Origin of the sequence: Bacteroides sp. Marseille-P8574 (assembly GCF_902825465.1) — a bacterium.
In the GTDB taxonomy this organism is placed as follows: Bacteria; Bacteroidota; Bacteroidia; order Bacteroidales; family Bacteroidaceae; genus Bacteroides; species Bacteroides uniformis.
In genome coordinates this window covers 2,194,230-2,206,134 of sequence record NZ_CADEBE010000001.1, presented here as the reverse complement: position 1 = coordinate 2,206,134, position 11,905 = coordinate 2,194,230, and the positions used below count along the sequence as shown (strand labels likewise).

12 protein-coding genes are annotated in these 11,905 nt (G+C 50.5%); 5 read left to right on the top strand and 7 right to left on the bottom strand.

Annotation, left to right across the window (positions count from 1 at the left end; genetic code table 11):
• Positions 1–7 precede the first annotated feature (7 nt).
• Both HUX74_RS09310 and lpdA read right to left on the bottom strand, forming a co-directional pair.
• On the bottom strand, positions 8–430 hold the full coding sequence (locus HUX74_RS09310; RefSeq protein WP_061412806.1) for a DUF2007 domain-containing protein: 423 nt from the start codon (positions 428–430) through the stop codon (positions 8–10).
• Positions 431–464: 34 nt separating this feature from the next.
• Positions 465–1,823 carry a dihydrolipoyl dehydrogenase gene (gene lpdA, locus HUX74_RS09305; protein ID WP_174646556.1) on the bottom strand — a complete coding sequence of 453 codons (1,359 nt, stop codon included), beginning with the start codon at positions 1,821–1,823 and terminating at the stop codon, positions 465–467.
• Positions 1,824–2,012: 189 nt separating this feature from the next.
• On the opposite strand from lpdA, the gene HUX74_RS09300 reads away from it, so the two are divergent.
• Positions 2,013–2,960, top strand: a complete 948-nt coding sequence (locus HUX74_RS09300) for a hypothetical protein (RefSeq protein WP_174646555.1) — start codon at positions 2,013–2,015, stop codon at positions 2,958–2,960.
• Here the strand turns inward: HUX74_RS09300 and HUX74_RS09295 are convergent.
• The gene (locus HUX74_RS09295; protein ID WP_120129525.1) at positions 2,957–3,289 is read right to left on the bottom strand and encodes a DUF4907 domain-containing protein; all 333 of its coding nucleotides are present in this window, start codon (positions 3,287–3,289) and stop codon (positions 2,957–2,959) included. The genes HUX74_RS09300 and HUX74_RS09295 overlap by 4 nt on opposite strands.
• A gap of 25 nt (positions 3,290–3,314) precedes the next feature.
• On the bottom strand, positions 3,315–4,394 hold the full coding sequence (locus HUX74_RS09290; RefSeq protein ID WP_174646554.1) for a kelch repeat-containing protein: 1,080 nt from the start codon (positions 4,392–4,394) through the stop codon (positions 3,315–3,317).
• A 283-nt stretch (positions 4,395–4,677) separates the two neighbouring features.
• On the opposite strand from HUX74_RS09290, the gene HUX74_RS09285 reads away from it, so the two are divergent.
• Together HUX74_RS09285 and HUX74_RS09280 are read left to right on the top strand one after the other, a co-directional pair.
• On the top strand, positions 4,678–5,994 hold the full coding sequence (locus tag HUX74_RS09285; RefSeq protein WP_174646553.1) for a DUF4270 family protein: 1,317 nt from the start codon (positions 4,678–4,680) through the stop codon (positions 5,992–5,994).
• Positions 5,991–7,202 carry a hypothetical protein gene (locus HUX74_RS09280; RefSeq protein ID WP_174646552.1) on the top strand — a complete coding sequence of 404 codons (1,212 nt, stop codon included), beginning with the start codon at positions 5,991–5,993 and terminating at the stop codon, positions 7,200–7,202. Before HUX74_RS09285 ends, HUX74_RS09280 begins: the two co-directional genes overlap by 4 nt.
• Positions 7,203–7,355: 153 nt before the next feature.
• Here HUX74_RS09280 and HUX74_RS09275 read toward each other — a convergent pair whose 3' ends face one another.
• Positions 7,356–8,102: a LytTR family DNA-binding domain-containing protein gene (locus tag HUX74_RS09275; protein WP_117965065.1), complete on the bottom strand. Its 747-nt coding sequence runs from the start codon at positions 8,100–8,102 to the stop codon at positions 7,356–7,358.
• Between the two features lie 204 nt (positions 8,103–8,306).
• On the opposite strand from HUX74_RS09275, the gene HUX74_RS09270 reads away from it, so the two are divergent.
• The gene (locus HUX74_RS09270; RefSeq protein WP_119962198.1) at positions 8,307–8,915 is read left to right on the top strand and encodes a hypothetical protein; all 609 of its coding nucleotides are present in this window, start codon (positions 8,307–8,309) and stop codon (positions 8,913–8,915) included.
• Positions 8,916–8,948: 33 nt separating this feature from the next.
• Here the strand turns inward: HUX74_RS09270 and HUX74_RS09265 are convergent, their stop codons facing one another.
• On the bottom strand, positions 8,949–9,341 hold the full coding sequence (locus tag HUX74_RS09265; protein WP_117599934.1) for a PH domain-containing protein: 393 nt from the start codon (positions 9,339–9,341) through the stop codon (positions 8,949–8,951).
• A gap of 108 nt (positions 9,342–9,449) precedes the next feature.
• On the opposite strand from HUX74_RS09265, the gene nadB reads away from it, so the two are divergent.
• Positions 9,450–11,021 carry an L-aspartate oxidase gene (gene nadB, locus HUX74_RS09260; protein WP_131225650.1) on the top strand — a complete coding sequence of 524 codons (1,572 nt, stop codon included), beginning with the start codon at positions 9,450–9,452 and terminating at the stop codon, positions 11,019–11,021.
• 131 nt (positions 11,022–11,152) lie between these two features.
• Here the strand turns inward: nadB and rbr are convergent, their stop codons facing one another.
• Positions 11,153–11,731, bottom strand: coding sequence for a rubrerythrin (gene rbr, locus HUX74_RS09255; RefSeq protein WP_174646551.1), 579 nt, complete (start codon positions 11,729–11,731; stop codon positions 11,153–11,155).
• Between the last annotated feature and the right edge of the window lie 174 nt (positions 11,732–11,905).

Sequence of the window (11,905 nt, the reverse complement as noted above, 5' to 3'; positions counted from 1 at the left end):
CACCTGATTATTCTTCAACTGTTCCTTTCGCCACCGGCTTCTCAAAATGAGTGCCGCACTTCCTGCATACATACTCCCAATGCTCAGTGCCCGGAGGTGCGGCCGACAATGCCGCAATAACAGCAGCCACCACAGCACGCACCCGATGGCTCTTCTTCAGCACAAACTTAATCTCATCCGAACCGCAATGGGGGCAGTACCTCAACTGTTCCGGAATCATCTGGTTCCGTTCAAGCAGACGGAGGGCATTGTCATATTCGTCCTCATAGACAAATATATCCACTCCCGTGACATCACGGACATATCCGCGCATCACGGAAGACATGTTTTCATTATGCAAAACAGACGCAATGCCCTCATTCTCCAAGGCACCCTGAATGACGTGTGCCTGGAAGGCATCGTCACAGGTGATTAGCTTTACGGTTTTCATCTTTTATGTTTATATGAAACAATAGTCATGGGGTCTACAATGCCTCCTTGAATATCTCTCCCACCGTGGGGTGCGGAAAGACAATCTTCTTCCATTCATCGGCAGTAAGTTTCAGCTCGATGGCCATGCCTGCCAACGTTATGATTTCCGAAGCGGGATTGCCCAAGACATGTGCTCCCAATACGGTATCGTCACTGCCCAACAGTAACTTGCAGACACCGTTCACACCTTCGTTCTCGGCGACGAAACGGCCACTATAGGCCATCGGCAGTTTTACGGCACGATAGGCAACGCCTCTCTTCTGCAGGGATTCTTCTGTCTCGCCCACACCGGCTATTTCGGGATTGGTATATACCACGCCGGGGATGGCACGGTAGCTCATGGCATCCTTCTTGCCAATGATGGAATGTATGGCTACTTCTGCCTCGCGGACGGCTGTATGCGCCAGCAAGGAATATCCCGTCAAGTCGCCGCAAGCATATACTCCGGGAACTGAAGTCTGCATCTGTCCGTTGACAAAGACATTTCCGCGCTCCGTTCTTTCCAAGCCCAGATTCTCCAATCCGAAGCCTTTCATTACCGGACGGCGCCCGACACTCATCAGAAGCCGTTCGGCAACGACGGAACCGGGACCGTCGGCTGTTTCATAATTCACCTGGATAAGGGAAGAAGCTTCGGCAGTATCCGGCATGACAGACACTACTTTTGCACTCAGCATGAACTTGATTCCCCGCTTGGCGTACTCTGCACGGAGCATACCCGCCAGCTCTCGGTCCATACCGCCTCCCAGTATCTCGTCCAGCATCTCGACGACGGTTACTTGCACTCCCAGGCTGTTGAAGAAAGAAGCGAACTCCATACCGATGACACCGCCGCCGATGATGGCAAGCGAAGCGGGCAGTTCCTTGTTGTCCAGCGCGTCACGATGGGTCCAGTAAGGCACCTTGTCTATGCCGGGAATGGCAGGGACAAAGGTTTCGGAACCGGTGCAGAGCAGCAGGTTCTCGCATTCGTAGGTTTCTCCGCCGCACTCCACATGATTCTTGTCCGTCACTGTGGCCTCTCCGCTGACAATCGTCACACCATGGGCAGTCAGCTTTCCTTTGATTCCCAATACCAGCTTGCGTACTACCTTCTGCTTGCGGGCAATAATCTTGGGCAAATCAAGCGATACTTCGGGCACACTGACCGCATACTTCGAAGCATGGCGGGCTCCGTCATAGGTCTTGGCCGAATACAACAAGGTCTTGGTAGGGATACACCCTTCATTCAGGCACACTCCACCGAGACTCTGCTTCTCAAATAGTACGACACTCAATCCTACTTTTCCGGCAGCTTCGGCAGCAGTATATCCCGCAGGACCTCCACCGATAATGGCAACTTGGTATTTCATGGAATTAATGGTTAGTGGTTAATGATTAGCGATAATTTGTGCGCAAGTTAATAAAACCCGTATTATCCGACAAAAAAGAACACTTCTTTCTTTCGGAGAATACAGCGTAAAGAGGAAATAATTATCTTTGTCGTGCAGCATTTACAAAGAATGCCACGTCCAATGGACATAAATCAAATAATAACCAACATGAAAACGACTGACTTATTCCAACCCATCCTTCTGTTCGCTCTTTTTCTTTGCGGCCTGGCTGCTTGCAACAACGATGATGACCTTCGCCTCTCGCCCATGCAGGAAACTACCATGGACGGCGATGCCTCCACCCTGCAGATAGACCTGACACGCAGTAACTGGCGCATTGCCTCCATCACCACCCTCGACGGAATCACGATGGTAGATAACAACAACCGCCCCTTACAGTTGGAAGGTTTGGGAAGCCTCCACTTCCGATGGTTCGACCTCACCCGCGAGAACGAAACCCGGCTCACACTAAAGACTGAAGACAATTTCGACGGAGAAGAACGCGGGCTTATCCTCAACCTGGAGATGAAGACGGGCTTCTACAAAGAACAAATCACCATACGGCAAGCGCCATGCGAGAATTTCTATCAGATAGAATCCATTGAATACAGCGTGGGAAATAATGACGGGGTGGAAGAAGCCGGGACGGAACCCGACAAGAGTACCTATAAAGATGAAACTATGGGCAACACAACCGGAAAGCATGACCATTATCCGTTCATCAACAAATGGACAGAATACGCATTCTTGCTCAACGACCACTCCAACGATGTCTTCAACTGGATAGACCCGAAGAAACGCAGCATCTGCCTGCCCGACCGTATAGAAGACGGAAAGGTGGTGATGGGGCAACAACAGCTATTCTTCCTCGCCCAAGGCAAGTACTACAAAGAAGACGAATTGAGATATAAACATTTTGAAATGGATATAGTGGGCATGAAATGGAACATATACACTTCAACCATCTATTACAAACGGCTTCAAGTGACATTCACCGCCACTCTTTCACGTCCCGGTAGCGATACAAAGAAGGTACTCAAGGGTAAATTCATGCAGAGATACCCTTATGACTGCTCGGAAATACATCACGAAGTAAAGGATTCTTTAGAAGATTAGAGTCCGGTGTCTGTCAGACAAGACTCCACCTCCTCCCTGCTCAATGCCGGAGCTCGCCCATCGGCAAGCTTACGGCATACCAACCGGCCGGCCGCCAGCGCTTCCGCCTTTGTGGCAAACGGCAGGCGACCGCTCAAAGCAGGTATAAAAGGTTGATATATCAGGGTATCGGCTCCATGCAGCACCACGTAGCCGTAACCGCCTTCCACCTCCATCACCCGGCATTTCAACTCATTGCCACCGCCGGCAGTATGACCCGAACAGCAAGAAAGGCATACCGCCATCACAGCCGGTACACCTATCTTTATCATAATAAACATCAGCTTCATAAGTTCCGTTCAGTTATGGGGCGAATCAGACTTCCTCTTCCTCATCGGGCAGAAGTTCGTACACATCATCAAAGTAGCTGGTACCGCTTGTTCCCGTCAGCACAAAACCACGTTCGCCGGTAGAGAAACCAACGGCAGCCCTGCGCGAAGAAGCGCCGGAAGGATAATTATGTACATCTGTAATGGGGGTAAAGTCGTCATCGGAATCGCCGTACCATAAGTCCTTGTCAGGGTCGTACAGCCAGTAGTCGCTGCTCAGGGAAGTGCTGTTACGTATTCCCGTAGCCACAAACCCTCTGCCCCCAATGACGAAAGATACGGCTTCGGACCGTGTGATGGCGTAGTCATCGTCATAGTCGTTGTCGGAGTCCGTATTGGCAATGTCACGCAATTGGGTCCAGTTGCTTCCGTCGAACTTCCAGAAATCCACCAGGTCGGTACTGTTGTTTCGCCCGCAACAGATGTAGGCCACCTCGTCGATGACGAATGCCGTACCGAAGTAGCGCTTCTCGCCTCCATACCCGCTCACCGCTTCCCATTGCGAACCTTCGGCTCCATTGGGATTGAAACGGTAAAAGTCCATCTTGTAGGCACTCTCGCTGCCGGTAGCGTCGCTGTTGCAGCCCGTACCGACATAGCCATATCCGCCTATACTGAAAGCCAGGGCACCGTCGCGCACCCCGCCTTTGAAGTCGTCTTTCCGTGTCCAGGCATCCGTGGCAGGGTCATACTCCCAGGTATCTGCCACACAGTAGGACGAGGAGCCGTCCTTCACGGAACCGGTCGTAATGTATCCCTTGCCATTCACGGCAAAGCCCACGGCAGCCTTGCGCCCGGCAACGGGCATGTCGGCACACTGCGTCCAGCTGTTCCGGCTCATGTCATACTCCCAAAGGTCGTTCAGGTAATCCTTGTTCGCTCCGTAGAAGCCACCACACAAATACCCATAATTGCCGATGGTGAAGCCGGAGGCATAAGCGCGGTACACACCGTTATAGCTGGCTTTCTTCATCCACTGCCCCTGAGTGTATTCATCCTCGTCCGTACAACTGCCGGCAATGCACACGATGGCCAGCAACATTATTCCTACCAATAGTCTGTTCATTGTTTATTGTTTTAAAGATTAATTTTTCATACCCCTCGTTCCCCTGAAGAGGAAGGAGAATAGTTTTAGTATCGGGATGCCGAAACTATTCCCCTCCTCTTTCAGAAGGGCGGAAGTTCTGCCCGCAAAAGTAAACCGCCGCAACCACACCGGCAAAAATAACCGACGAACAGTCCGAAATTCCCGTTAAACGCCTTTACCGATAAAAACCGTCCGAACGCCGATTTTTGTAGAAAGATATAAAAGTTTTGCCTTTCCTTTGCCGCCAACTAAAAGAACAGAAATGAAGAAATCATTGTACAGCTTATTCGCAGTCCTCGCTATCCTCTGCGCCTGCCAGGACGAGAACTCGCAGCTTGGAAAGAGCCTCGTGGAAAGCTCCTTCTATAATGTATACGCAGACACCTGCTCGGTAGACATCAGCACCATACTGCTGGACTCCATAGAGACCCGGGGCGACAGCATCTGCCAGCTGGGACATTACCGGAGCAGCTCTTGGGGAGAAGTATCCGCCACCTACTATGCCGAATACTCCACGTCCCACTTCACCCCCAACACAGACCACACCTATACCCTCGACTCCCTCGTACTGCAGATGATACCTTCGGGCCATTTCTGGGGAGATACCTTGACGCAACAGCGCATCTCCATCTACCGGCTGAAAAACCCCATCGTGCTGGACAACGACGAGGACCTTTACAACAGCACCGTACTCCCGACGGAAGATGCCCCACTCTTCAGCTTTGCCTTCACCCCCCGCCCGGGGCGGAAGAAGGAAGTAAGCGTCCGCCTGCCCGACTCATGGGGCCAACAACTGCTGAATGACCTCGTGGCCCAAGACGACTACTTCGATACCCAAGACAAGTTCAAGAAAAAATTCCCCGGACTGGTCTTTGTGCCCGAAAACGACGGGCAGTGTATCACCGGATTCATGGTGAACGACTCTGCCATGAGCATCAACCTCCACTACCAGGAAGTCTCCAACCAACGTACCGGACAAGTGCTGACTTTCAGCGTAAACACCGACTATGCCTATACCGGTATCCGGCACGACCCCACCGGCACCCACCTTGCCTCCCTGAAAAGCGGAATAGAGAACCTCGTCCACTCCGGCGACATGGGTTGCCTGGCCTATATGCAGGGATTGACGGGCTACTACAACCAACTGGAATTCCCCTACCTCAACAGCCTCGGAAGTGCCGGACAGATAGTCTCCATAGAGAGCGCCACACTCTACCTCTATCCTCTGGCCCGGAGCTACAACGAAGTAAGCCAGCTTCCCAATGACATCCGCCTTTATATCACGGACGAGAACAATGTGCTGGAGGACTATGTATACGGCAGCGACGGCGTAACCGTACAGACCGGCAACCTAACCATCGACGAGATGTACGGGAAAGAGACCTACTACTCCTTCGACCTCACCGAATTCATCCGCAACAACTACGGCACTTCGGGCATCAAGCGGCAGAAACTGCTGATGAGTCTGACAGACGAAGAAAGCACCACCACCTTCAACCAGGTCATCTTCACCAACGACCCCGAACAAGAAAACCAATGCAGATTAGACGTAAGATTCAAAATATACAACGAGCAATGAAACGCCATTACCGGATTCCCCTTCTGCTGTGCAGTCTGTGTACGGCAAGCCTCACCGCCGTGGCACAAAACACCACCAACCTGCCCACCTCCATGTACGGAGTGGGCGAACTGAGTGCCGGTGACGGCGGACGTTATGCCGGCATGGGCAACACGGGCATCGCCCTGAACCGTACCGGATTTCTGAACACGCTGAACCCCGCAGCCATCACCCGCATGGACACCGCCTGCTTCACGTTCGATGTGGGTGCGTCGGCCTCGTATGCCCGTTATTCCTTCCTAAGCGAACACAGTTCCAACTTCACCGGCAATCCCAACCGCATCAGCATGGGCTTCCGCATCCTGCCGCGCTGGTATGCCCTTGTAGGTGCAGCGCCATACAGCAGTGTGGGCTACGTCATCCAGACCGAAGAAGAGATAGAGGGAATGCCCGGCAACTACACCTACTCGCTCTTTGAGGGTACGGGTGGACTATACCGGTGCTACGTCACCAATGCCTTTGCACTGAGCAGGCAACTGTCGGTCGGCATCAACCTGGGGATGATAGTGGGCACAGTGACACAGAGCGAAACGCAGGAAAGCGCCATTGTAAAGTACGAATCCTCCAAACGGGCCTTTTATGCGGACTTCGGCATACATTACGAATGGGGTGCGACCGGACAACGGAAGTGGGCGGCAGGACTGGTATTTGCTCCCTCCCTTCCCATCAGCCACGACAATACACTGACCTACAGCAACTCATCTACCAGCGAGAACCTCGATAAAGGATACCACAGCCGTACACAATATCTGCCCATGCACCTCGGCACCGGCCTCAGCATGGCCACCGAACGCTGGGTGCTGACCGCCGACTACAACTACCTGGACTGGAGCCGCAACTCCTCTTCCTATACCTCCATGAAATACGAGAACCAGCACAAAGTGAACATAGGCAGCAGCTACATTACCAAGCCACGCCTGGCACGTTCCACCGAGCTGATGGGCGGAATAGGTTTCGGCAACTCCTATATCAATCTGAAAGGCGGGAAGATGCAGTATCTGGAAGCCAGCGTAGGGACGAGCTTCCCCATCCGGTACTCCTATCTCTCGCTGGGCGCCACGTGGCGGAAACAACTGAACTCACGCAGCAATCTGATGCAGGAAAGCCGGTTCAGTCTGAATCTGAACTTGACGTTCGGGGAAAGAATTTCGAGAGCAAAACTAAAGTAATACAAGGTTCCGGTTCACCACAGATTACACGGATTTTACACCGAATGATTATCATTTGTTGGATCTATATATGCAACGCGTTGCATATATAGATGCAGCACGCTGGAACTATAGATCCAACAAACAAAGTATATAGTATCTGAAAACGGGGTATTACAACACTGCCAGCCTGGACACATACCCTTTTACCCTTTCGCGGTAAGCATCGCCAATGGGGACATCCTTCTGCTCGATGAGCAGTGTGCTGCGCCCGATGGCGCTGATGCAGTCCATGCGGACAATAAAAGAACGGTGCACGCGGATAAATTCGTCCGCCGGAAGTTTTTCCTCCATGTACTTCATACTGCATAGGCTCAAGACAGGTTTGGAGGCACCCTTGCAGAAAATCTTGACGTAATCCCCCAAACCCTCTATGTAGTTTATCCGCTCCAGGTCGAGCCGCATGATGCGGTTGTCACACCGCATGTAAATCACCTTCGGAGCCTCTTCCAGACCTTGCCTGTGCTTGGAGTCGGACGTACCTGCATCTTGCAAAGAGAACCAGCGTGCCGCCTTGCTGACAGACTGGAAAAACGTGGAGAAATTGAGCCCGTCCATCAGATAGTCCAACGCATCCAGGCGGAAACACTCGGCAGCATACTTGTCGGTATCTGTAATGAAAATGACACGAGTGGACGAGGACAAGAGCCTGCAAAAATCCATTCCGTTGATTTCACCTTCTTCCACCGGATAGATGCCGACAAAATAAACTTCCACTTTTGTCTCATAATAATCCTTCAGCGCTTCAAGAGGATTGCCGTACTTTCCGTGCAAAGAGAGAAAAGGAACCTTGTCGATATACTCTTCCAACCTTCCGGCAATCTCCGGGTCTGCATGTAAAATGGCACAATTCAAATTCATGTTCGTTTCTTTTTTACATAATGGACGCTGCCATATCCGAAAAACTGCAAACAGAAGAGCTAAAATTAAGCTTTATTTATGATTCAAAGATTACCTGCATTTACAGAAAGACTAAATTATCAGGAAAATAAAGTGCTCACTATGAATAGTTTCAAAAAAATAAACTTATCTTTGTACGTACATCCTCACAAAAAAGTAAAGGCTATGAGACAACAGAAACTATTCCACCTCGTATTGTCCGCCATATTGATTGTCTGCACGACCGGCTGTTATGATAAAGACGAAATTAAAGATGCTGAAAAATATCTGTTCAAAGATATTCAATACTCTTTTGAAGAAGAAGGGGATGGATTCAGTACCTATGATGTAGAACTCCTGCCTTTCATCATGGAAAACAATTTGAACAGCAGTATTACCACCACAAACTCCCCCTTTGAAGACACATGGCAGGAAACCACCTTCCAAAGCAACGACCCCGGAGCATTTGCATGGATGGGGGAAGAAGACATATTCGTCAATGCCCCTTACATGTTTGGAGATGAACTATCGTTAAGCGGGACAACAATAAAATATGGCAGCGAAACAACAAAAGCCAAAGGTCCAAACAGCAGTACTTCCACCATCAGCATACCACCTCACTGTCGGCTCATCATAAAAGGAACACTACACTACAGCAAGCTTGTAGCTACCTATACGCTGACATTCGTAGGTGAATATACAAAAACGGAAAAACAGATAAAGGGAAAGTTCATACAAACAACTCCGGAAAGCTACACAGGAGACATTACCATGAAACCGATAACGGCAGATTAAAACGAAATCACATACGTGGGCACACCATATTGCTCATCCTCTCCGTTCCTCCATCAACCGGATGAACTCCTCCTCTTTGACCGGAAACAATACCTCGCACTTACCCGCTCCATACTTCACCAGTACGTAGCGCATTACTGCAAACCGTCCTATCTGCATGGAAGAGGCACGCTCCACGGAAATGACATCCTTCAGCAGAATCTCCTTACTGCGCGAGAAGCGGCCGAAATACAATTTCAGCTTCCCGTCCGGAGTCACCGTATAGGTAGTATGAATCAGCTTCTCGATGACAACTATCAGCCAAAGCATGAAAAGCGCCGCAGGCAGCACGTATTTATCCCACAACATATAAATGGCAAGACCACTTATCAGAGCCAGAAACAAAAACTGCCCTACAGCAATACGGGCATGAAAGATTCTATTCATTCTATCGGATTTTTGCCGCTAAGGTAGGTCTTTTTACGAATAAATCCCTACGGAATGAACAAGGAATGTACTTATTTTGTAGTTTTGCAGCGATAAACACTAAATCCTATGGTAAGAAAGTTCGATTTCCTCGTTATCGGCTCCGGGCTTGCCGGTATGAGTTTTGCGCTGAAAGTGGCGCACAAGGGGACAGTAGCCCTTATCTGCAAGGCAGGTCTGGAAGAGGCAAACACCTATTTTGCACAAGGAGGTATCGCTTCCGTCACCAATCTGGCTGTGGACAACTTCGAGAAGCACATCGAGGACACCATGATTGCAGGTGACTGGATAAGCGACCGCGAAGCCGTAGAGAAGGTGGTGCGCAATGCTCCCGAACAAATCAAGGAGCTCATTAAATGGGGAGTGAACTTCGACAAAAAGGAGGACGGAGAGTTTGACCTGCACAAAGAAGGCGGCCACTCCGAATTCCGCATCCTCCACCATAAGGATAATACGGGTGCAGAGATACAGACCAGCCTCATCGAAGCTGTGAAGCAACACCCCAACATCACCGTACTGACCGACCACTATGCTGTGGAAATCATTACCCAGCATCACCAGGGAATCATCGTTACCCGCCATACCCCCGGCATCAAGTGCTACGGTGCCTACGTGCTGAACGAAGCGACGGGCGAGGTGGATACCTTCCTTTCCAAAGTCACCATCATGGCAACGGGCGGTTGCGAAGCCGTTTACCGCCATACCACCAACCCGCTGGTAGCCACGGGAGACGGCATTGCCATGGTCTACCGTGCCAAGGGAGCAGTGAAAGACATGGAATTCATCCAGTTCCATCCCACAGCCCTTTTCCATCCGGGAGACCGCCCCTCGTTCCTCATCACCGAAGCCATGCGTGGTTATGGCGGCGTGCTGCGCACCAAAGACGGAAAAGAATTCATGCAGAAGTACGACCCGCGACTCTCGCTGGCCCCGCGTGACATCGTGGCACGTGCCATCGACAACGAAATGAAACAGCGCGGTGAGGACCATGTGTATCTGGACGTCACCCACAAAGACCCCGAAGAAACCAAGAAGCACTTCCCGAACATATACAAGAAATGCCTCAGCATCGGTATCGACATCACAAAGGAATACATACCGGTAGCCCCCGCCGCCCATTACCTCTGCGGAGGCATCACGGTGGATTTGGACGGACAGAGCAGCATCCGCCGTCTGTACGCCATCGGCGAATGTTCGTGCACCGGACTGCATGGCGGCAACCGTCTGGCAAGCAACTCACTGATTGAAGCCGTGGTTTATGCCGACGCGGCAGCCAAACACGCGCTGAGCGTACTGGAACGTTATGACTTCAACGAAGACATCCCCGAATGGAACGACGAAGGTACCATCTCCACCGAAGAACGTGTCCTCATCACACAAAGCATGAAGGAAGTGAACCAGATTATGGAGGCATACGTAGGCATTGTCCGCAGCAATACCCGGTTGACACGTGCCTGGAACCGACTGGACATACTTTACGAGGAGACAGAAGCACTCTTCAAGCGTAGCAAGGCTACCCGAGAGCTGTGCGAACTGCGCAACATGATAAACGTAGGATACCTGATAACAAAGCAAGCCATGGAACGCAAGGAAAGCCGCGGACTGCACTACACGATAGACTATCCGCACGTCGGGAAGTAACTAAAGTAAAACTCGCGCCACTATACTGGCACGGAAAACGAACATGGTCATTTAAACAAAGCGCCCGGATGCTCTGAAGAAAGCATCCGGGCGTTTCCCGTTATCCATACCTGCACAAGCAGGAGACATTATCAATAGTTTGACTTCTTTACTTCGAAGTAAGCCTGCGGATGCAAGCAAGCCGGACATACCTGAGGAGCTTCCTTACCGGTGTAGATGAAACCACAGTTGCGGCACTGCCATACCACTTCACCTTCCTTGGCAAATACGCTGGCAGTCTCTATATTCTGGATAAAAGCGCGATAACGTTCTTCGTGTCCCCTTTCGGCAATGGCGATGTTACGGTACATAAGAGCAATTTCGGGGAAACCTTCTTCGTCTGCAATATCAGCAAACTTAGGATAATCCAATGACCACTCTTCGTGTTCGCCGGCAGCAGCTTCCTGAAGATTTTCCAGGGTAGTGCCAATAACACCTGCAGGATAAGAAGCGGTGATTTCTACCATACCGCCTTCCAACCACTTGAACATACGTTTAGCGTGTTCCTTTTCCTGGTCAGCCGTTTCTGTGAAAATAGCGGCGATTTGTTCGTAACCTTCTTTCTTGGCTACACTTGCAAAATAAGTGTAACGCATTCTTGCTTGTGATTCACCAGCGAATGAAGTCAGCAGATTCTTCTCAGTCTGAGTTCCTTTAACACTTTTAGCCATAGTCTCTTTTTTTATTAGTTAATATAATTACGTATAAATGTCGTTCGTACTGTTCGTAAACAACACAAAATTACGAATTTAGTTTGAAATAACCACACTTCTGCCCCATCGGATTCATCTATCGTCTTATAGAAAGAATCTATCTTCACCGATAATCCGAAAAGGCATTTTAGC

Coding starts and splice junctions, on each gene's coding strand:
- HUX74_RS09275 (WP_117965065.1), bottom strand. CDS start 8,102: ATGAATTTGAATTGTGCCATTTTACATGCAGACCCGGAGATTGCCGGA.
- HUX74_RS09265 (WP_117599934.1), bottom strand. CDS start 9,341: ATGAATAGAATCTTTCATGCCCGTATTGCTGTAGGGCAGTTTTTGTTT.
- HUX74_RS09290 (WP_174646554.1), bottom strand. CDS start 4,394: ATGAACAGACTATTGGTAGGAATAATGTTGCTGGCCATCGTGTGCATT.
- nadB (WP_131225650.1), top strand. CDS start 9,450: ATGGTAAGAAAGTTCGATTTCCTCGTTATCGGCTCCGGGCTTGCCGGT.
- HUX74_RS09280 (WP_174646552.1), top strand. CDS start 5,991: ATGAAACGCCATTACCGGATTCCCCTTCTGCTGTGCAGTCTGTGTACG.
- rbr (WP_174646551.1), bottom strand. CDS start 11,731: ATGGCTAAAAGTGTTAAAGGAACTCAGACTGAGAAGAATCTGCTGACT.
- HUX74_RS09300 (WP_174646555.1), top strand. CDS start 2,013: ATGAAAACGACTGACTTATTCCAACCCATCCTTCTGTTCGCTCTTTTT.
- HUX74_RS09270 (WP_119962198.1), top strand. CDS start 8,307: ATGAGACAACAGAAACTATTCCACCTCGTATTGTCCGCCATATTGATT.
- HUX74_RS09310 (WP_061412806.1), bottom strand. CDS start 430: ATGAAAACCGTAAAGCTAATCACCTGTGACGATGCCTTCCAGGCACAC.
- HUX74_RS09285 (WP_174646553.1), top strand. CDS start 4,678: ATGAAGAAATCATTGTACAGCTTATTCGCAGTCCTCGCTATCCTCTGC.
- HUX74_RS09295 (WP_120129525.1), bottom strand. CDS start 3,289: ATGAAGCTGATGTTTATTATGATAAAGATAGGTGTACCGGCTGTGATG.
- lpdA (WP_174646556.1), bottom strand. CDS start 1,823: ATGAAATACCAAGTTGCCATTATCGGTGGAGGTCCTGCGGGATATACT.